This is a genomic window from Streptomyces sp. NPDC007917, from assembly GCF_042959105.1.
In the GTDB taxonomy this organism is placed as follows: Bacteria; Actinomycetota; Actinomycetes; order Streptomycetales; family Streptomycetaceae; genus Streptomyces.
In genome coordinates, this window is record NZ_JBIBKK010000040.1 from 26,155 (window position 1) to 45,206 (window position 19,052).

Genomic DNA, 19,052 nt, shown 5'->3' on the forward strand with positions numbered 1-19,052 from the left:
GCCTCCTTGCCCTCAGTTCGCGGGGGTGTCGGCGCAGGAGCCGAGGAACTTCGCGATCGCGTCCGCGACCCACTCCGGTTCCTCCTCCGGCAGCAGATGTCCGCCGTGGGGGTGGACGAGCTCCTGGGCGCCGGGGATGTCGCGGGCGAAGTGCTGGCCGTCGATGCTCGCGCTGCGCAGCACCAGCGTGGGCACCATGATGCGGGGGATCTGCGCGCTGCGGTCCGGCTGGTCGGTGTTGCAGAAGTCGACGAAGGCCGAGCGGTTACCTGGGCGGCTCATGAGCTGATAGGCGCGGTCCACCATGGCGTCGTCCACGATCTGCGAATACGGCCCGACGCTCTCGCGCAGGTTGCGCTCGATGGCTCCGCGCGGCATCACCCGCCTCAGCAGGGGCCGCACCAGCGGGTTGCGGGTCAGGCGCATCCCCGCGGGCACCGCCTTCTCCGGGTAGCCGGTGGCATTGACCAGTACCAGGCCGGTCAGCCGCTCCGGATGATCCAGCGCGACGTTCCAGGCGATGTTGCCGCCCAGGGAATTGCCGGCCAACGCGTAGCGCGGCACGCCCAGCGCCTCCAGGAAGCCCGCCACCGTCGCGGCGTACGCCGGAACGCGGTAGTCGCGATCCTTGCGCGGGCCCGTCAGTCCGAACGCCGGCAGGTCGGGACGGATGACATCGAACGAATCCGACAGCAGATCCGTCGCGCGGTCGAAGTGCTGCAGGGATGAGGCACTGCCGTGCAGCAGCACGAGTGCCGGGCCGTGCCCAGCACGCTTGTAGTGGATCCGCAGGCCGTCCACCTCGACGAACCGGGAATCGGGCTGGGGCTCAGACCAGGTACTCATAATGGCTACACTGTTACCGATATGGTGGTCGTGTCAAGAGGAAGTCCCCGCGTGTTACGGCCACGGTGGTCCTGAGCGAGGAGATGGATCAGTTGGTGCGCCGCGCTGCCGGTCGTCCGCCGGTCCCACCCGACCGGATCGTCGCCATGGCGCTGCGGATCGTCGACGAGGAGGGAGCGGAGGCGCTGTCGATGAGGGCCCTGGCCGAGCGCCTGGGCTCGGGTACGGCGACGCTGTACCGGCATTTCGGCAACCGGGCAGAGCTCGTGGCGCGGGTCGTGGACCACATGTTCGGCCTCGTCGAGCTGGACGACCGGGAACTGGCCTCGGCGAGCTGGCAGCAGTCTCTGAGGGTGGTGGCACACGCCATGTTCCGCGCCTTGGGTCGGCACGGGAACGCTGCCCGGCTGCTGGCCGAGCAGATTCCGGTCGGCCCCAACGCGATGGCGCTGCGGGAACGCTGTGTCGCGGTTCTGCTCGAGGCGGGATTCGAGGCCTTACTGTGCACGCATGCGTATGTGACGCTGGCTCGCTACGTATGCGGCCTGGCGATACAGCTCAACCATGAGAACGATGCCGGTGGACGGCGCAACGAGGAGTCGGTCGCTGCCCTGCGGGGCGTGGATCCGGCACAGTTCCCCGCTGTCCACTCGATCGCGGAGGCGTTTCCGGTGCCTGTCGAAGAGGTCTTCTCCTTTGGGTTGGATCTCATCCTCAGGGGGCTGGGGCTTTCCGTGATGGTGGCTGACTAGGGCAACAGCTGCGTCGAGCGTCAGGACGATCACCGCCGCCGCCCCCGCGGCACGACGCATCCACGGGTCACATGCCTCCACTTCCCGTGGGCGCTGCCTCCACACCGCACGGAGGATGAGTACGACGAGGCTGGGAACGCGAACGGTGAGCGCCTGCGAGGAGGAAGAGTCCGTGCGTATCCACCGGCGACGTTGCGTGCTACTCGGGGCCTGCGGGTGCGTCACCGTACACCCCGGCTCCACCCGGCCCACCGAGGCCTCTCCACCGTGACGCCGGACGACGGCAAGCACCCCGCCGGCTGGCGGACCGCCCGGCCCGAGACCGTACCGCCCCCGAAGCACGCCGCGTACCTGATGCGTGGGGAGATCCACTGAGCAGGTGCGGGGTCACCCCCCCCCGAGCAGGGGGTGGTGAGATTCAGATATCCCCATCAACTGGCACGAGGGCTCTCGGACAATGCAATGTCGATCACCTGCTGGAGTGCTGCCTGGTACGCCGCGGCATTGCCCGGCTCTTTCTGCCACGTGCGCATCAGCAGGGTGGTCGACTGCAGGGTTCCTGGCGCCATGCCGAGGAAGCGGGCGGCAGAGGCTCGAGCTCGTCCGCTGACCATCTGCACAAGGCGGATCGCGGCGTCCCTTCGCAGCGCTCGGACCGGAGCGTCGAGCTGGCCGAGCGGGGCAGTCCAGTGCGCGGGCAGGACGGCCGAGACGCTGCTGGGGTCGAGCAGGCCCAGGTGGGAGGCCGGTTGCGGGAAGAGCTCGGGCGGCCAGCTGACGCCTCGGCGGATGACTGCCTCGTCGGCGAGGATCGCGCGTAGGGCGGGTGAGCAGTGCGGGGTGAGACGCCGCAGGCGCGGCCGGCCCGGGCCGACGGCTGGCATCCGGCCGAGGAGACGAGCCAGGATCGTCTCGGCGCCGGGGTGATCGAGCAGGCGGACGACGGTGCTGAACAACGCGGCTGCCGCACATGGGTCGGCGGGCGGAGCGTCGTGGGAGCGGGCGACCCAGCCATCCGTACGAGCGCCGGAGTCGAGGGCGCCGGTGTCTTCCGCAGGGCCGCAGGCGGCGAGCAGGTCAGACGCGGTCGGCCATGTGCGACTGACGACGAGGGCGATGAGCCGGACGTCGTGGAAGAACACCTCGGCTGCCACCGGCTGGCCGAGACTCTCCACGAGGTTCTCGGGCCGGCTTGCGGCTGCGGCCGCAAGCCGTTCGTGCACACGGGCCATCAGCGGGGCGGGCAGCGGCGGCGTCGGTGCTTCGTGGTCCAGGCGGTGGCCGCAGGCCGGTGTGCGGGCGGTACCGGCACGGTGGCGGCATTGTGCCGGGTGGAGCCGCTGGGCAGGGGCGGGAGTGAGCTGGGCGCGGCGCCATCTGTCGTTGGAGGCGTAGCCGTTGGAGAAGGCCCGGGCTTGGCAGGCGGGGCAGCGCCAGGCGAGAAGCCGGTCATGGCGCCGGCGCAGGAAGGTGTGGGGCAGCCGCCAGGCGCTGTGCCAGACGGGGCCGCCGGGCAGGTGGGCGGTGTCGGTGAGGCAGTCGGGGCAGTAGCGGCTGAAGGTGGTGAACACCCAGTCGTCGTTGGCCATGGTGGTGTGGCTCTGGTGCCGGCCTAGGTAGACATCGCCGACGGGAGCGTAGCCGGGGTATTGCACCGCCAGGGTGAGGGCGTGTGCTTCGGCCGGGTCGAGCCGGCAGACGGTGCCGATCCGCTGTGCTTCGCGCTCGGTGAGGCGGACAAGGAAGCGGGTGGACAGCTCGGTGCCGGAGGTGAGGCCGCAACGGTGGGCGAGGTCGAGCGGTGCGACCCCGATCCGGTGAGCGAGCCTGAGGAGGTAGCCGGGCAGCAGCTCGCCCGGCGCGGGCTTCAAAGACCGGGGCAGCGTGGTCGTCATGCGGTTCCCGCCTGCGGTCCGTGGTCGTCGAAGACGGTGTTGCGGCGTCGCGCGGTCCGGGCCGCGGGCCGGCCGACGGGAACGGCTGGGATCTCGCCCGCTTGGGTGTCGCGGCCGGCGGCATCTGCGAGGGTGAGCGGAAGGTTGTCGAGGAGGGGTTCGGTCAGACGCTCGGTGCCGCAGGTGATCGCCTCGGTGCAGCCGTCCTCGATGAGCCGTTCCAGAAGTGCGACGACACCGTCGGTCCGGGCGTAGAGGTACTCAGGCATCGTTCCGTCGGTGAGCATCCCGGGGCGTGCCTTGAGCAGCCGCAGGTGGGCCTCGACACCGGCGAGGTGGCAGGTCCAGGCGGTGGTCTGCTCGGGGGTGTCGTAGCGGAACCGGTCAAGTTCGACGAGGTCGAAGCGGCGTTCGGTCTGGGTCGGCTCCCACTCGTTGACCGGCCGGCGGCGCTCGTTGTTGGCGGTGGGGCGGCCTTCGTCCATGAGGCCGGAGCCGGGGATGTCGACGCCGACCAGGACGAGGGTGACGTGCATGCTCATGAATGCGCGGATCAGGTCCAAGGTGTCCTGGTCCTCGGCGCGGTGCATCCGCAGCCGGGTGATGTCGTCGAGGATCAGCACCTTCGTGCCGTGGTCGGTGAGCGAGGCGGCGACCTGGACGACCAGCTCGGGCAGGTCCATGCGCTTCGTCGGGGTGCCGTAGAAGTCGAGGATCGCCTTACAGGTGCTCTTGGGTTTGGCAGTGACGGGGGTCTGTACGTAGGCGACCGGCACCCATGCGTCCCGGGTGCCGGGGACCGTCTCGGGGTTCGTCCGGTGCAGCTCGCGCCAGGAGTCCTCGAACGTGGCGGCGATCTCGCACACCGTCTCGGTCTTGCCCTGGTAGCCGCCGCCGGACACCATCACCCCGGCCCGGGTCGCTGGCCTGGCCTTGAAAGCGTTCTGCCTGATCCGCGCCGACAGCAGCCGGTCGACCTGGCGGCTCATGGGCGTGCCCAGCAGCGGAAGGTTCGCGTGCGTGGCCGCCCGGGCCAGGTCATGGGCCGCCTTCTTGGCTGGGGACAGAGCCCGCCATCGGGCCAGGGACATGCGCGGCGTGGGCGTGAAGTCGTGCCGAGTGAGCCGCCACGCTCCCCACCCGGCCAGAGTGTCCCGAACCGGAATCTCGCCCCTCATCCTGTCGTCCCTTCCCCTCCCGCCGGGTTATCGCCGGTGTCCTCGGTGCCGCAGCCGTCGTGGTCGTCGTGGTCGGGCCGGGGCCTGGCCGTCGGTAGAGCATGCGGGCGGGAGCGCACGTCGTCACCGAGCGCCTGCGCGGGCACCGGAGGTGTGCCGCCCGCTGCCGCACGGCGACGCCGGGCACGGTCGGCAGTGATCGCGTCGGCCACGTCTGTGCCCGGTGCGGCGCGGTGAGCCGGCGCCGGCGGGGGTTGCTGGTCGGGCCGGTCCGCGAGTGCGGCGCGGGCGCGAGCGAGTTCCCGGGCCCGGGCGGCCGCCTTCTTCCGCGCCTCCGGCCGGCCCGGCCAGGCTTCGACCGGAGTGACTGCCACCAGCAGGTCCAGCAGCACGGGCAGCAGTTCGGTGTCCGTCCGCGGCCGCAGTCCGGCCCGTGCCGCCGCCTTTAGGATCTCGCTGACCCGAGCGTCCCCGAAGGCGGGCGCCGCCTCTCCCTCGGGCAGGGCGTTCCACGGCAGGGCGTGCCAAGCGCCGTCGAGTTCGATGTACACCTGCCGACAGTCCCGCGGGTCCCGGCGCACTACCCACTTCCCCGCATGCCGGCCGCCCCGAGGCGCTGGGACGCCCCGACACGGGTCCAGCGCTGGGCTGGTTGCTCCGTACCAGAGGCCGCCGGCCTTCACCCCGCGCCGGGGATCGACCTTTACGAAGTGCACTGGCAGCAGCTCGTAGTACAGCTGGGGTGGAGGGATCTCCAGGCTGATGCCGTCCCGCGCGGCCGCCGCGGCGAACAGGGTGTTCGGGCTGTGTCGGCCCGAGGGATCCCAGGCGGGGGCGTGCTGGTTCAGGCGTCGGTTCTGCCACACCGCGACGATCCAGGAGACGAGCAGGTGCTCCATCTTTGCCACCGTCCAGGCAGCATCGGCCTCCGGGTCGGCGCCGCGGTCGGCGACATCGATGCCGCGCCAGCCCGGCACGAGTTCCAGCAGCAGCGACTGGATCGCAGCGAACGCCCGCTCGCACGCGGCCTTGTCGGTCGGACGCATCGCCCGCGCGGGCAGCACGTCCACCCCGAGCGTGCGAGCGACCTCGACCAGGTGGTGGTTCTTGAATGCGGCGCCGTGGTCGACGGTGATCGCCTCGGGGGTGAAGAACGGCAGCCCCGCCACCGGCCCTCCTGCCAGGTCCGCCACCAGCGCTGCGGGCACCCCTGGCTGGGGCCAGGCCATGTCCTCGCCCCAGCCCGGGCGCATCGGCAGCGGCGACAGCACGTCCCGCAGCAGCATCGCCACCTCTCTCGACGACTCCGCCACCGGCGTCAGCCGGAACGCCACGATCGAGTGCGTGTAGGCGTCCAGCGCGATCGTCAGGTGCACCGTGATCGGCGTACCGAAGACGTCGTCGAGGACCTTCACCGGCAGCGGCGTCGAGTCCAGCACCACCACCTGCCCTGGCCGCGTAGCGACCATCGGAGCCCCGGCCGTTGCGGGCACGGCGGCCGCCGACCGTGCGTACCGCTGGCGGGCACCGCCCGGCCCGAACCACTCCCGCCACACCCGCGCCAACGTCGTGCGGTGCGGCACCCGTACCTCCCGGTCCGCGAACACCTCCCGCACGTACTGGTGGATCAACCGCTCCCGCGAGGTCATGCTGATCCGCGACCGGCGCAGACACTGCTCGTGCACCGCCCGGATCGCTTCCTCCACCTCCGGGCCCACCGACCGCCGGCCCCGCGCCGCGCCGGTCCGGCGGCCGTCTACCAAGCCGGCCGGTCCCCGCTCGCGGTAGGCCGCTGCCATCCGGCCCAGGGTTCGCTCGCCCACTCCCGGCCAGCCAAGCTGCCGAGCCTCCTCCCTGCTCAGGGTGCTCAGCTCGACTGCCTTCGCCCGGCGCCGCTCGGTCACGGTCGTCGTCGCCGGATCGTAGGCGGCCCTCGGCTCGTCCGGCCGAGCCCAGTACCGACTACCGCTGCGGAACCCGGTCTCGACCTCCAGCAGGTGCTCCAGCCGCAACCGAAGCCGCTCGCGCTCGCCCTCAGGAAGCTCCTCCAGCCCAAACCGCTGCCCGGTCATCGGCCGCCCCTGACGGGATAGACCCAGGAGGCGTCGCCCAGCACATCGTCAAGGTCGACGGCCAGCCGCCGGTGCCAGAGGAGGTGAAGCAAGTGGGCGCGGGCCACCGCCGGCATCCCCGTGGTCGCTGCGAGCTGAGCCAGGCGCATCGGTCCCGCCTCCACTGCAGCCAGCAGGAGCTCCTGGCAACCAAGAGGGTCCTGCATCGCGCGGCGCCGCCCGGCCAGTACCTCGACCGTCTCCACCGCGCGTGGACGCCACCCCCGGCCACCAGCACATAGGCCCAGCCGGCTGCCGTGGTGGCCCGGGCTGTCGCCGCGAACTTCACGGCGTCCGCCCGCTGTCCCCGACCGCCGGGCCGCACGTCCACCACGAGCACTGACCCGCCGTCGTCGATCACCGCGAAGTCTGGCACGTGCTCCATTCGGCGCCCGGACACGGTGAACCGCAGCGTGAACGGCTGGGACAAGATCTCTCCGGCACCGGCCACGAAGTCGAGGACCAGAAGCAGCCGCCGCTCGGCCAGGCTCTCAAACCCGTGCAGTCGGCCGGTCAGAGTGCTGTAACCCAACCCAGGCCGATGCCGCTGACCAGGGCGCCACGAGAACTGCCTCACCGGACCCGTCGTCGGCGGCGGAGGACCAGGGGCGTGCGCCGACACCGGAATCACGACTTCTGCGCCGGCCGCCGACCAGCGCGTCGACCAGCCCCGCACCGACGCAGCGGCGACCTCGTCCTCAATCTCCTGCGCGATGACGCAGGGAGCAACCAGGTCGCCCAGCACAACCAGGTGCGACCACACCGGCCCAGGTGCAGAAGGTTCGACGCGAAGCCAGCTCTCCACAGGACCAGCGCAACATGTTGGGTGGGGCGAGGAGGCAGATACGGCAAAACCGCCCAGGTGAAGCACGGTGGGCGCTACCCTGCCCCGCCAACTTGAGTGCTCGGCACGACAAGTCCAGTGCTCATTGGACAGGTCTAGTGCTCAGTCACAAGTGATGTGACTGAGCACTTCGGTTGGCGGATTTCGCCGAGCGGAATGCTCAGTACTCGCCTTCGGCAACGGCGGCTGCGTCCGCAGCCCCGAGAGTTGGTCGGTGACTGGTGAGCGCCCCGCTGTACGGCACGTTCCGACCTCATCGGACAATGAGCGTGACACAGTCAGGGCAGTTGGAGGGGGTGTGTGTCGACGACGGGTACGGGGCGAGCCGGGAGGAAGCGCGCGGGCATTTTGGAATACCCGCGCCGCCCGGTGCTGACCGCGTTGTCGGTCCCAATCGCCGCGCTACTGCCGCTCGTCGGCGGTGTGTTGGGGCCACTGCGCTGGATGCTGGTGCCCTCGATCGTATTGTGTCTGGTCGGCACCGTCTGGCTGCTGGTGGCGGTGACGTCGCTGTCTCCTTCACGCGTACTGCGAAGGGTGGCCATGGCGCTGATGTTCGCGCCGATGATCGCCGCGCCGCTGTGCGCCATGCAGGCGTCCCAGGCACTGGTCCTGCAGACTCGGGGTGTATCGCGGCCGGCCCTCATCACGCGGATCGAGGTCCACCACGGGAAGTCGACCACGTATGGTTGTACGGTCCGCTACGACGGTTCTGCCAAGCCGGTCGCCGACGCCATCACCTGCAGTGGAGACGACCGGGTCGGCGACCGCGTACAGGTGGTGCGGGATCCCGGGGGGTTGGTCGATCCGGAATTCGACAGGCGGGTGCGTGCCGCCCGGATCGACGTCGTGCTCGCCGTCGTGTCCGAGATCGCCTTGATGGTCTGCTCGGTCTCGGCCGTCGCGGTCGGCGCTCTCATCCACATCGTCAGCCGTCGACGCGCGGCCACCAGCTGCCCCGCCAACGGAGACGCTCAGCCCCGCCAAATCAACCGCTCATCCGCCAGGTGAAGCGCTTAGTCACAAGTGATGTGACTGAGCGCGGTACTTGGCCCCACTGGCCAAGTACCGCGCTCAGTTCGGAGCCCAGTTCCCGGCCCTAAAGGTGCGGGGCGCCCTGGTCAGCTGCCACAGGCGCATCCCGCGACGGCCTTGGCCTCGGCCGGCGTCTGGGCCGGGTCGACGGCCTGCTCGTCGGGGGTGCAGAAGCGGTGGTGCCGCAGCAGGCATCCGGGGCACCTTCGGCGCTCTTGCCCAGGGTGTCGGCGTCGGCCTTGACGACGTAGACCTCCCACGGCTCCTTCCCAGGGCCGGTGACCCACACCTTGTCCTGGAGCGCGTAGCAGCAGGAGGTGTCGTTCTCCTCGAAGGTGGCCAGGCCCGCGTCCTTGAGCCGGGTGGCGGCTGCGGTGACGTCCTCGGTGGAGGCGACTTCGACGCCGAGGTGGTCCAGACGGGTGTCCTCGCCGACCTCGCCCTCGATGAGGACAAGCTTGAGCGGGGGCTCGGTGATGGCGAAGTTGGCGTAGCCGTCGCGGCGCTTGGCCGGCTCGGTGCCGAAGAGCTTGGAGTAGAAGGCGATCGAGGCTTCGAGGTCGGCGACGCGCAGGGCGAGCTGAACACGGGACATGGCGGTCTCCCAACACTTGCTTCGACGTCTGTCGATACAGCCGACCTTGCCACCGCGATCGACGACTGTCAATATTGAGGAATGTCGAAACAAGCTGGTCTGCCGGTGCTCGGACAGGACGGCGCCGCGTGCTGCGCGCCGATGGTCCGCGAGCCGCTCGGCGAGGAGGCCGCAGCCGAGCTGTCGCGGATGTTCAAGGCACTGTCGGACCCGATCCGGCTGCGCCTGCTGTCCCTGATCGCCTCCCACGAGGGCGGCGAGGCGTGCGTGTGCGACCTCATCGGCCCCTTCGACGTCTCCCAGCCGACGATCTCCCACCACCTGAAGGTGCTGCGCGAGGCCGGGCTGGTGGGCTCCGAGCGGCGCGGGACCTGGGTGTACTACTGGGTGCTCCCCGAGGCCCTGGCGAAGCTGTCCGCCCTGCTGGAGATCCCCGCGATGTCCGCGAAGACGCCCGCGTGAGCGCGCCCGCGCCGCTGCTGCGGCGGGCCGCTGTCGAGGGGCTGGGGACGGCCGCGCTGGTCGCGGTGGTGGTCGGCTCCGGGATCCAGGCCACCGAACTGACCGGCGATGTCGGGACGCAGCTGCTGGCCAACTCCCTGGCCACCGTCTTCGGCCTCGGCGTGCTCATCGCCTTCCTGGGCCCGGTGTCCGGAGCGCACTTCAATCCCGCGGTCACCCTGGCCGCCTGGTTCACCGGCCGACGCACCGGCGACGGCCCCGCCCTGCGCGACGTCGCCGTGTACGTGCCCGTCCAGGTCGCCGGGGCGATCGGCGGCGCGGTGCTGGCCGACGCCATGTTCGGCAAGCCGCTGGTCGCCTTCTCCACGCACGAGCGGTGGGCCGGGCACCTGTGGCTCGCGGAGGTCGTGGCCACCGCCGGGCTCATCTGGCTCATCTTCGGCTTGGCCCGCGCCGACCGCGCGCACCTGGCGCCGCTGCTGGTCGCCTCCTACATCGGCGCGGCGTACTGGTTCACCTCCTCCACGTCCTTCGCCAACCCGGCCGTCACGGTCGGCCGGGCGTTCACCGACACCTTCGCCGGCATCGCCCCCACCTCCGTGCTGCCGTTCCTCGCCGCGCAACTGCTCGGCGCTGCCTCCGGTCTCGGCCTGGTCGCCGTCTGCTTCGGCCGCCCGGCCGCCGCGGACCAGGACGAGGTCGTCGTCCCCCACGCCGAGCAGCAGCCCGTCGCCCCCGCCCGTTCCACCGAAGAAAGCGCTCTGGCCTGATGAGCACCTCCGCCACCCCGTCCGTGCTGTTCGTCTGCGTGCACAACGCCGGCCGCTCTCAGATGGCTGCCGCCTTCCTCACCCACCTCGGCGGTACCCGCGTCCAGGTCCGCTCCGCTGGCTCCGCCCCGGCCGACACAGTGAACCCGGCCGTCGTGGAGGCCCTGGCCGAGGTCGGCATCGACATCTCGGCCGAGACCCCCAAGGTCCTCACCACCGAGGCGGTGCAGTCCTCGGACGTGGTGATCACCATGGGCTGCGGCGAGGCCTGCCCCTACTTCCCCGGCAAGCGGTACCTGGACTGGCAGCTGGCGGACCCCGCCGGCCAGGGCGTCGCGGCCGTCCGGCCGATCCGCGACGAGATCGAGCGGCGCATCCGCGGCCTGCTCGCCGAACTCGGCATCGAGCCCGCAGCGTGACGGCCGCCGACACCGGCGCGCGCATCGCGCCCCTGCGGCCGGAGCACGCCGAGCAGGTCCTGGCGATCTACCAGCTCGGCATCGACGAGGGCAAACGCCACCTTCGAGACCACCGCCCCGACCTGGGAGGCGTTCGACAAGGCCAAGCTGGCCGACCACCGCCTGGTCGCGCTCGACGGCGGCCGGGTGCTGGGGTGGGCCGCCGCGGTGCCGGTCTCCGACCGGTGCGCGTACGCCGGCGCCCTCGAGCAGATGTGCCTGCCGGATCTCGGCCCGTGTCAGGTCATGGGCCTGCAAATCCTCGCTCCGCGGCCGCTGGCGCCCGTCGGTCATCGCCGCCTCCTCGCCGGGTAGATCCACGCGGCATCCCCCAGCGGCTGGGCAAGATCCATCGCCAGCCGCCGGTGCCAGAGGAGATGAACGGCGTGCGCGCGGGCAACGGCCGGCAGCGACGTGGCATCCACCAGTTCCCCGAACCGCCGAGGCCGCTCCCGAACCAGATCCAGCAGCTCAGTATGCAGACCGAGGCGGTCGGCCATCGGCCGACGCCGGGCGGACAGCGCATCCAGCCCGGCAGCGACATGACGGCGCCAGCCAGTCACCACCACATAGCGCCATCCAGCTGCGGCCGCCGCCCGCTGCGCCGCTGCGAACTTCACGACATCCTCATCCTTGATCAAATGACCGGGCCGCACGTCGACCAGCACCGCCGTCCCCGGCAACAGCATCGGGAAGTCCGGCGTGTGATCCTCACTGCCGTCGACGGTGGCAAACCGGAGCCTGAAGGGCTGGGAGAGCACCTCATCGACCTCGCCGGTGAAATCCAAGGCCACTAGCAGGCGGCGCTCGGCCAGGCTTTCGAAGCCATGCATCCGGCCCGTAGCCACCAGGTACTGCAACCCGGGGCGGTGCCTCTGCCGAGCCCGCCAGGTGAACCGACGTACCGGCGCCGAAGCCGACGCGGGAAAGCCCGCCAGATCCTGGACCGGGCAGATCACCTCGGCCTCAGATGCCTTCCACAACGCTGTCCATCGCCGCCCCCACCCCGAGCCCGTATCCAGACGAGTAGCCGCCTCCGGACCGACGACGTACGGCGTACTGCTGCTGTCGAGTCGGCGCCGGTGTGGTCGCACGGGGCCAGGTGAAGCGCTTAGTCACAAGTGACTGGAAGGCTGCCGCATGTTTCCTCTACTCGCGGTAGAGTCGGGGTATGGCAGACGAAACGAGTATCAAGGTGAGCTCGGCCGCGCGTGACCGGCTTGCCGTTCTGGCGGCTGAGGGCAACACGACGATCCGGCAGCTTGTCGAGGAGCTCGCCGAGGGCCGGCCGACCCGGGCCGAGTACGCGGAACGCGCCGCGCAGGCCCGCGCCGAGCTTGCCTCCGTCCTGGGCAGCGTGCCCAGCGAGGAGGCGGAGGCGAAGGCCCGTGGCCTTCTGGAGCGTCTCGCCGCCGGCCATGGTTCGGCAGCCGCGTAGTGGGGCCGATCGCGGTCGTCCTGGACCACACGACCGCCGCTGCTCTCCATGACCCGAAAGATCCGTACAACGAGGCCGTGGCCGCGTTCTACGTCCAGGCATCCGGGGGCCTGGGCACGCTCTACGCCCCGGTGCTCTCCCTGACTGTCGGCGACAGCGAGCAGTCCGGTCTCCTGGCCCACATCCACGGGCTGCGGTTCATCACGATCGCGCCCTTCGACACGGAGGCCGCGCTCACCGCCGCTGGGTTGCTGCATGCCGGGTACTCCTGGGCGGCCGTCCACGCCATCCATGCCGCCCGCCCCTCCGCCGACTTCCCTGCCGGGCGCTTCCTGCTCACCTTGACGCCCGACCTGTACGAAGGGACAGGCGTCCAGGCGGTCCACCCCGACCAGTAGCGGCCGCTTCCGTTGGGCCGTGGAGCGGTAGAGCGCTCATCGAACGGCCCCGGGCTAAGGGCCACCCGGGAGGGATCCCGGGTGGCCCTTCGCGCTGCACGCCGCTGGGGTGGTCGCTGCTGCTTTACGGGCGAGCAGGCAGCCGGTTGTCAATGGTCACCACGACCGGGTCTCCTTCTGGGTGGTGTGCTCGGCTCAGGACCGTCGCTGTCTCGTAGTAGACCTGTGAGGCCATGGCCCAGTCAGCGTAAGTAACCAGTTCGTCCATGCCTTCCCCTTGCCGGGCGGCCTCTGCGACTTGGTAGAGCGACAGGAGCATGGCGACGAGAGATCGGCCGGAGAGCACTGCGGCCACCATGCCCTCGTTGCGTTCCTCCAGGGCCGGGGTCCGGAAGTGAGGGTGATTTCCGACCTGAGCGGCGACGAAGTCCCAGGTGTCGCGGTGGCAGACCAGCGTCGCGGACGAGACCTTCCCGGCCCTCATGATCGCCCAGATCCGCCCTTTCCAGCTGATAGGGGCCGGCTCGTTTGCCAGGTCTTGGTCCGAGATTTGTGCCCCAGCCTCCAGCGCTGCCTGTTCCTCTTGCTCCTCCTGGGGGATCGCCTCCCCTCCGGTCTGCCCCTGTGCTTCCGGTGCGGGCTGCCCGGTGTCCGTTTCGGCTGCGGGTGTGCCGTCGTCCGGGGCCGGCTCAGCGGGGGATACGGCGGTGTGGGCGTCGGCCGGGGCGGGAATGTCGGCTGTGGCCGGCGCTGGTTCCTCCTCCGGTGCGGGCGGCTGTCCGGGCAGGATCGCCCGCACGTGGCCCAGCTCGTCACCGGACCCCCGCTGTGTGAGGTCAGGCGTCTTCGCGGCGCCGTCGGTGGCGGCCGGCGCTGTGGCACGCAGCAGTGCCAGCACCTCCCCGAGGTCCTGGCGCACCTGGTCGACGTCTCGCCGTAGCTCAGTCACCGCGGTGGCGGTCTCGCTGGTTCGCTTGCCCGCGTTGTAGGCGCTGCGTTGCGTCTCCTGCTGTGATGTCTTCAGGTCGGCGAGGCTGGTGTCGCGCAGTGTGGCGATCTCGTCGGCGAACGCTGTTCGCAGTTCCCGGTCCAGCTCGCTGACGCGGTTGTCCAGGTTGTCGACCGACTTCTTCATCTCGTTCTTCGCGTCGATCACGATCGCCACGATGTCGTTCCTGCGCGACAAAACGCCCCTCCAGTGACCATTGAGTAGTCAGACAATTGCAAGAAGTAGTCTCTGGTGTGGTGGGGGCGTACATGCCTTGGTTCGTGAACTTGGCCGGAACGCCCTTCCTGCTGACCGGAGTGGATCGGGTTCAGCCAAGGTGAGCCCAAAAGCCGCCACGAGATGATCTTGGAGTCCTGAAGGCGGCTGGTCAGGATGCGGTAGGCATCGCGCGGGCGAGCGGCGCCAGGTTTCCGTACAGGGCGGCGTGCAGGGCGGCTGCGAGTTCGCAGGCCCGGCCCTCCTCTGCCACGTCGTGCAGTACGAAGTAGACCGGCCCCGCGGAGGAGTCCGAGCGGATCTCGCCGGCGCGGAGCAGCTGGATGACCGCGGCGCGGACGGCGTCGTACACCGAGTCGGCGACGGCGTGCTGCGGGGCGGTGATCATGTCGGCCTTCACCGTCCAGTGCTCGCCCAGAGACTCGATGGCGACGAAGACGGCGTCCTGCTCCTTGGCTGCCGGTACGCCGCTTTGAAGGCCGCCATGCCCGTCGCGTCGGGAATGAGGTCGGCGGGGCAGGGAGCCGGCAGCGGCTGCATGAGGATCATCGTGCCAGGCGCGCGGGGCGGCGCGGTCGTCGACACGGCCCCACATGCTGAGCCTGGAGGCACAACCGATCCAGGGTGTGTCACAGCAGGCGGTCGGCCGGATCTCCGTCGGGGTCGTCGGCCAGCACGATGGCGGCCCTGACTCGCTTGCCCACCGGCTCGCGGCGCACCTCGAAGCTCTGGCGCACGGCCATGATGATCTCCAGGTCGTGCTGCCCGACCCGGCCTGGGTCTGCGGGGCAGGCAGGGCCAGTCGGACGAACACCACAATTACTCGACGCCGACCGCGCAGCCAACCCGGAACGCACCGTCTCAACCAGGCACGAGGCCGACTCCCTCGGCGCGAGCCCGTTCACGGTGGCTTGCCCCGGAGGTACTGCTCCGCCGGCCGAGGTGTCTGCGCGCGATGGCCCGGCAGGGGGGAGGGCTGGCAGGTCGTGGTCGTGTCGGTCTTGCGCGAGAACCATCGTTCTCGTACGGTTGTGCTTGACGGTGAGAACGTTCGTTCTCGCGACGGTGCGCCCACGCCAACGGAACCCACACCCCGCCGGCGGTGATACCGCACAGACCCAAAGGAAGCGACATGGCTGACGAAGCACGCCCTCCGTTCCCGCCGTTCACCCGGGAGAGCGCCATCGAGAAGGTCCGCCTGGCGGAAGACGGCTGGAACACCCGGGACCCGGAGAAGGTCGCCCTGGCGTACACCGTGGACTCGCGCTGGAGGAACCGCGCGGAGTTCGCCACCGGCCGTGGCGAGATCATCTCCTTCCTCACCCGCAAGTGGAACCGGGAGCTGGAGTACCGGCTCATCAAGGAGTTGTGGGCCTTCGACGGCAACCGCATCGCCGTGCGTTTCGCCTACGAATGCCGTGATGACTCGCACAACTGGTTCCGCTCCTACGGCAACGAGAACTGGGAGTTCGATGACAACGGCCTGATGCGACTGCGCTACGCCTGCATCAACGACCTCCCCATCAAAGAGTCGGAGCGCAAGTTCCACTGGCCGCTCGGGCGTCGCCCCGACGACCACCCCGGCCTGGGCGACCTCGGCCTCTGACCGGCCGCCCCCGCGCCATGGATCCGGGCCCGATGCCGGATCCATGGCGTGGCCGTTCGTGCGTGAGGCTGTACCTGGGGCAGGGGCCGCCGCGTACCTGGAGGGCTTTGGGCTCAGGATTCCCTCGCAGGCCTTGAAGACCCTCTCACCTGCGGTGAGCGTGGGGCGTTGCTCCAGATTTCGGCAGTTCAACGCATCCCTCTTGCGCTGAGAACGATCGTTCTCGACTGGAGGCTCACGACACTGTCACCGCTGGCCGGACGGATTGCCGGTTCGGCCGCCGCGAGTGCCGCAGGACCGCCGCCTCGGCCCTGACGCCGACCCAATCCAGGGCCGAGGGTAAAGAAGCTGCAGAGCATGAGCCTCTTGATGTGGGCTCGGAAAGTTCGGATGGGCGTTCCCATGACCCTCTCGCACACCGCAACGCAACCCCCGCCGATGGTGATGCCCTTGTCCGGTGAGCAGCCCCGGACAGCCCCCGTGACCCCGGCGCTGGCCCATGCTCGTACGGGCATGCACCGGCGCGGCATGATCGCCCTTCGCGCCGAGGAGCGCTGGGTACACACCGCCCGCCACTTCGCCGCGTCCCTGCTGGCCCGATGGGACGTCGTCCCGGAGGATCAGGACTCCGTCCTGCTGATCGTCGGCGAGCTTGCGGGGGACGCGGCCCAGCACGGACGGGCCGACATGATCGTGAGCCTCACGTTCGAAGGCGGCGCCGTGCGCGTGTCGAGGTTGCGGACTCCGGCGCCACGGCGCCCTCGCCCCATCGTCGCTGCACCGGTGCCCATGATGAGCACGGCCGTGGCGTGGGCATCGTCGAGTTGCTGGCGGACTGGACCGAGACGCTTGAGGAACGGCATCGCCGACGGGACCGCGCCGGTGTGCGCGTCGCCACGCACCGGCCGGGGCTTCCCGGGCGGGCCTTGTGCTCGCTTGAGAGGGCAGGGGGCAGGCCTGCCCGGCCTCGCTCCGGGCAGGCCGCGTTACGGCGACGGTCCGGCCCGCGCCCGGGAATGTGCCTTGCGACCTGGCGCGCTGTACCGTAAGCGGATCCTCGACGCTGTCGAGGAACTGTTCTACGGCCGAGGCATTCAGTCGGTGGGAATGGATGCGATCCGCACCGCCTTCGGCGTGCCCCTCAAGCGCCTGTACCAGATCTTCCCTTCCAAGGACACCCTGGTCGAGGCGTACCTGAAGCGGCGGGACGCGAGGTGGCTCCATGATCTGGCTCGGTACGTGGATGCCCACGACTCACCTGCGCAGCGGATTCTGGCGGTCTTCGACTGGCTGTACCGCTGGTTCAGCGAGCCGGACTACCGCGGCTGCGGCTTCATCAACTCCTTCGGGGAACTGGGAGCGACGTCCCAGGCCGTGGCCGACATCGCGAAGGCCCACAAGGATGCCTTCCGGCGCTATCTCGCTGATCTCGTGGCCGCCGCGGACGCGCCCACGTGGCTGACCGACCAGCTCGTTCCCCTCGCCGAGGGCGCGATGACCACAGCGGCCATCTCCGGGTCTCCAGAGGCCGCCCGTCATGCCAAGGACGCCGCCCGCACGCTGCTGCGGGCCGCTCACGCAGACGTGGTCACCGCTGCCTGAGCACGCCGTCGCCTTCACTCACAGCCCGGGTGTTCGTAAGGGCACCCCGGCCCTTTGCAGCTCGGTTCGGGGCGTTGGGACACAGAGCGAGGACAGCTTGAACGGGGCCGGTGATGCTGTGCGGCAGCCGCCAGGCTCCGAGCGCGGCGCCACGGCCTGCTCGCGTGACGCCCTGATTGGGGCGCGGAAGACGCTGACGGCACGCTGACACCGCCCAGTCTGCACACGCTCGGCGCTCCGCCGTCGTCCTGCCTGATCCCGTGGCCGGAGTGAGCGCAAGGCCCGCCGCCTCACCGCGACCCCATGTCGTGCTGGGGGCGCGGGAAGCGGCGGGGGCCCCGTAGTGGTGGCCCTGGTCGCTCGAAGCGAATCGGCGTGCCGGCCCGGGCGCCTCATCGGCAGCGGCCGCCGGCACGGCGAACGGCTGGGTCAGAAGGGCTTGGTGGGCAGGTACTTGCCGTCCAGGGTGATCACCGCGCGCTCGCCGCCTTCGGGGTCGGCGACCTTCTTGACGTCGAGTTTGACGTTGATCGCGCTGATGATGCCGTCGCCGAACTGCCGTGGATCAGGGCCTTGAGTGTGGTGCCGTAGATCTGGACGATCTCGTAGAAGCGGTAGATCGTCGGGTCGGTCGGGACGCCGCCGGGGATGGAGCCGCGGACCGGGATGGTCTGCAGCAGTACGGCCGCCTCCTCCTCCAGGTCCAGCAGTTCGGCGACCGCCCTTGCGGCGGCCTCCGGCAGGGGATGCTGACCCAACAGCGCGGCGGGGTGGTGAATGCGACCGACAGGCCGCTGACGTCGGCGATCTCCTGCCAGGTCAGGTCCTTGCGCGTCTTGGCCTCGACAACCACAACGGCCAGAGCTGCCGGGCGGCAGGGCCGAACTGAGCGTGCACCATGAGGGTGTTCCTTTCCAACATGCCGGCCCGCACTACAGAGAGCTCAGCGGAGTCATACGGTCGGGGGATCAGGCCGCCGGACGGCGGCCTGGACGAAAGGGCCAGGGCAGCTCAGGCCGCGAGGGCGGCGGAGCAGCCCGTGACCGGGTCGAGTTGGTCGACCGCGCCGGTGGGGATGTCGTAGACCCAGCCGCGCAGCGTGACGGTCTTCGCCGCCAGTGCCCGGACGACGCAGGGGTGCGTTGCCAGGTTCGCCAGCTGAGCGATCACGTTGTTCCGTACCAGGACGCTCACCTTGTCCTCGCCGGGCTCGGCACAGGCCGTACGGACCCGGGAGGCCTCCGCATGCCGCAGCCAGTGGGCGACGGCCAGCAGGGCGGCGAGGTCGTGGTCGTCCGCCAGGGCGGTCATCGCGCCACAGGCGGAATGCCCGCCGGGCTCCTACCAAAGCGCTGCCGCCCGGGCTTTCACCCACCTCACCCGACAATGGGTCGCTTCCAGCGGATACTCCTCCTCCCCGTGAGGTCGCGGAGGCAATGGGCTGTGACCCATGGCACAGGGACGCCGTCTGTCGAGCGGACAGGTCGAGCCGTGGAACTCTCCCTTCGTACCCGAATAAGGGCCGGCGACCCACAGGCTTTCGCTTATCTCTTCGAGGATCATGTCCAGGCCGTGTACGGCCACGCAGTACGGCTGACCGAGGATCGCAGCACCGCGGAAGACGTGGTCTCGCTGACCTTCCTTGAGGCGTGGCGGCTGCGCGAGAGGCTGCTGCCCGACGCGGAGGTCTCCGGCGACGCCGGTGACGGCCTGCGGGCCTGGCTCTTCGGCATCGCCGCCAACGTGCTGCGCAACCCCCGGCGGTCCGCCCGGCGGCACCGGGCGGCGCTTTCCCGGCTGCCCGGAACGGTGTACGGACCGTGAGACGGTGCCCGAC

19 protein-coding genes and 4 pseudogenes are annotated in these 19,052 nt (G+C 70.2%); 11 read left to right on the forward strand and 12 right to left on the reverse strand.

The window, feature by feature from the left end; translation table 11 throughout:
• Positions 1-12: 12 nt before the first annotated feature.
• Positions 13-846 carry an alpha/beta hydrolase gene (locus ACFZDL_RS43845; RefSeq protein WP_353596553.1) on the reverse strand — a complete coding sequence of 278 codons (834 nt, stop codon included), beginning with the start codon at positions 844-846 and terminating at the stop codon, positions 13-15.
• An 83-nt stretch (positions 847-929) separates the two neighbouring features.
• On the opposite strand from ACFZDL_RS43845, the gene ACFZDL_RS43850 reads away from it, so the two are divergent.
• The gene (locus ACFZDL_RS43850; protein WP_353596554.1) at positions 930-1,598 is read left to right on the forward strand and encodes a TetR/AcrR family transcriptional regulator; all 669 of its coding nucleotides are present in this window, start codon (positions 930-932) and stop codon (positions 1,596-1,598) included.
• 431 nt (positions 1,599-2,029) lie between these two features.
• Here ACFZDL_RS43850 and ACFZDL_RS43855 read toward each other — a convergent pair whose 3' ends face one another.
• Genes ACFZDL_RS43855 through ACFZDL_RS43870 form a run of 4 tightly spaced genes read right to left on the reverse strand, consistent with a single transcriptional unit; the run spans position 2,030 to position 6,892 of the window.
• A complete protein-coding gene (locus tag ACFZDL_RS43855) occupies positions 2,030-3,493 on the reverse strand; it encodes a TniQ family protein (protein ID WP_353596555.1) in 1,464 nt (487 codons plus the stop codon).
• Positions 3,490-4,671, reverse strand: a complete 1,182-nt coding sequence (locus ACFZDL_RS43860) for a TniB family NTP-binding protein (RefSeq protein WP_391194203.1) — start codon at positions 4,669-4,671, stop codon at positions 3,490-3,492. Before ACFZDL_RS43860 ends, ACFZDL_RS43855 begins: the two co-directional genes overlap by 4 nt.
• Positions 4,668-6,743, reverse strand: coding sequence for a transposase (locus ACFZDL_RS43865; protein WP_353596557.1), 2,076 nt, complete (start codon positions 6,741-6,743; stop codon positions 4,668-4,670). The genes ACFZDL_RS43860 and ACFZDL_RS43865 overlap by 4 nt, the downstream gene beginning before the upstream one ends.
• Complete coding sequence (locus ACFZDL_RS43870; RefSeq protein ID WP_353596558.1) at positions 6,740-6,892, reverse strand: hypothetical protein; 153 nt, start codon at positions 6,890-6,892, stop codon at positions 6,740-6,742. Before ACFZDL_RS43870 ends, ACFZDL_RS43865 begins: the two co-directional genes overlap by 4 nt.
• 1,034 nt (positions 6,893-7,926) lie before the next feature.
• Here ACFZDL_RS43870 and ACFZDL_RS43875 point away from each other — a divergent pair.
• A complete protein-coding gene (locus tag ACFZDL_RS43875; protein WP_353596559.1) occupies positions 7,927-8,637 on the forward strand; it encodes a hypothetical protein in 711 nt (236 codons plus the stop codon).
• Positions 8,638-8,725: 88 nt separating this feature from the next.
• Here the strand turns inward: ACFZDL_RS43875 and ACFZDL_RS43880 are convergent, their stop codons facing one another.
• On the reverse strand, positions 8,726-9,256 hold the full coding sequence (locus ACFZDL_RS43880) for an ArsI/CadI family heavy metal resistance metalloenzyme (RefSeq protein WP_353596560.1): 531 nt from the start codon (positions 9,254-9,256) through the stop codon (positions 8,726-8,728).
• Positions 9,257-9,337: 81 nt separating this feature from the next.
• On the opposite strand from ACFZDL_RS43880, the gene ACFZDL_RS43885 reads away from it, so the two are divergent.
• The 4 genes and pseudogenes from ACFZDL_RS43885 to ACFZDL_RS43900 form a co-directional block, all read left to right on the forward strand.
• A complete protein-coding gene (locus ACFZDL_RS43885) occupies positions 9,338-9,718 on the forward strand; it encodes a metalloregulator ArsR/SmtB family transcription factor (RefSeq protein ID WP_353596561.1) in 381 nt (126 codons plus the stop codon).
• Positions 9,715-10,488, forward strand: coding sequence for an MIP/aquaporin family protein (locus ACFZDL_RS43890; RefSeq protein WP_353596562.1), 774 nt, complete (start codon positions 9,715-9,717; stop codon positions 10,486-10,488). Before ACFZDL_RS43885 ends, ACFZDL_RS43890 begins: the two co-directional genes overlap by 4 nt.
• Positions 10,488-10,907 (forward strand): arsenate reductase ArsC, encoded by a 420-nt coding sequence (locus tag ACFZDL_RS43895; RefSeq protein ID WP_353596563.1) that lies wholly within the window; start codon positions 10,488-10,490, stop codon positions 10,905-10,907. The genes ACFZDL_RS43890 and ACFZDL_RS43895 overlap by 1 nt, the downstream gene beginning before the upstream one ends.
• A pseudogene (locus ACFZDL_RS43900) lies at positions 10,904-11,156 on the forward strand (GNAT family N-acetyltransferase); the annotation flags it as partial. The gene ACFZDL_RS43895 and the pseudogene ACFZDL_RS43900, both read left to right, overlap by 4 nt.
• Before the next feature lie 80 nt (positions 11,157-11,236).
• Here the strand turns inward: ACFZDL_RS43900 and ACFZDL_RS43905 are convergent.
• Positions 11,237-12,040 carry a TnsA-like heteromeric transposase endonuclease subunit gene (locus ACFZDL_RS43905; protein ID WP_353596564.1) on the reverse strand — a complete coding sequence of 268 codons (804 nt, stop codon included), beginning with the start codon at positions 12,038-12,040 and terminating at the stop codon, positions 11,237-11,239.
• 77 nt (positions 12,041-12,117) lie between these two features.
• Here ACFZDL_RS43905 and ACFZDL_RS43910 point away from each other — a divergent pair, with 77 nt between their 5' ends.
• Together ACFZDL_RS43910 and ACFZDL_RS43915 are read left to right on the forward strand one after the other, a co-directional pair.
• On the forward strand, positions 12,118-12,384 hold the full coding sequence (locus ACFZDL_RS43910; protein ID WP_353596565.1) for a hypothetical protein: 267 nt from the start codon (positions 12,118-12,120) through the stop codon (positions 12,382-12,384).
• A complete protein-coding gene (locus tag ACFZDL_RS43915; protein WP_353596566.1) occupies positions 12,384-12,782 on the forward strand; it encodes a hypothetical protein in 399 nt (132 codons plus the stop codon). The genes ACFZDL_RS43910 and ACFZDL_RS43915 overlap by 1 nt, the downstream gene beginning before the upstream one ends.
• Before the next feature lie 124 nt (positions 12,783-12,906).
• Here the strand turns inward: ACFZDL_RS43915 and ACFZDL_RS43920 are convergent, their stop codons facing one another.
• The 3 genes and pseudogenes from ACFZDL_RS43920 to ACFZDL_RS43930 form a co-directional block, all read right to left on the reverse strand.
• Positions 12,907-13,947, reverse strand: a complete 1,041-nt coding sequence (locus ACFZDL_RS43920) for a hypothetical protein (RefSeq protein ID WP_353596567.1) — start codon at positions 13,945-13,947, stop codon at positions 12,907-12,909.
• A 211-nt stretch (positions 13,948-14,158) separates the two neighbouring features.
• Positions 14,159-14,395, reverse strand: coding sequence for a hypothetical protein (locus ACFZDL_RS43925; RefSeq protein WP_391194211.1), 237 nt, complete (start codon positions 14,393-14,395; stop codon positions 14,159-14,161).
• A gap of 241 nt (positions 14,396-14,636) precedes the next feature.
• A pseudogene (locus ACFZDL_RS43930) lies at positions 14,637-14,795 on the reverse strand (ATP-binding protein); the annotation flags it as partial.
• Positions 14,796-15,139: 344 nt separating this feature from the next.
• Between ACFZDL_RS43930 and ACFZDL_RS43935 the strand changes: the two are divergent.
• On the forward strand, positions 15,140-15,613 hold the full coding sequence (locus ACFZDL_RS43935; protein ID WP_353596569.1) for a nuclear transport factor 2 family protein: 474 nt from the start codon (positions 15,140-15,142) through the stop codon (positions 15,611-15,613).
• A gap of 1,023 nt (positions 15,614-16,636) precedes the next feature.
• The gene (locus ACFZDL_RS43940; protein ID WP_353596578.1) at positions 16,637-17,215 is read left to right on the forward strand and encodes a TetR/AcrR family transcriptional regulator; all 579 of its coding nucleotides are present in this window, start codon (positions 16,637-16,639) and stop codon (positions 17,213-17,215) included.
• Between the two features lie 429 nt (positions 17,216-17,644).
• Here the strand turns inward: ACFZDL_RS43940 and cynS are convergent.
• Positions 17,645-18,115 (reverse strand): annotated as a pseudogene (cynS, locus tag ACFZDL_RS43945) (cyanase).
• A gap of 111 nt (positions 18,116-18,226) precedes the next feature.
• A pseudogene (locus ACFZDL_RS43950) lies at positions 18,227-18,547 on the reverse strand (carbonic anhydrase); the annotation flags it as partial.
• Between the two features lie 240 nt (positions 18,548-18,787).
• Here ACFZDL_RS43950 and ACFZDL_RS43955 point away from each other — a divergent pair.
• Positions 18,788-19,039 (forward strand): sigma factor, encoded by a 252-nt coding sequence (locus ACFZDL_RS43955; RefSeq protein ID WP_391194215.1) that lies wholly within the window; start codon positions 18,788-18,790, stop codon positions 19,037-19,039.
• Positions 19,040-19,052: the final 13 nt, after the last annotated feature.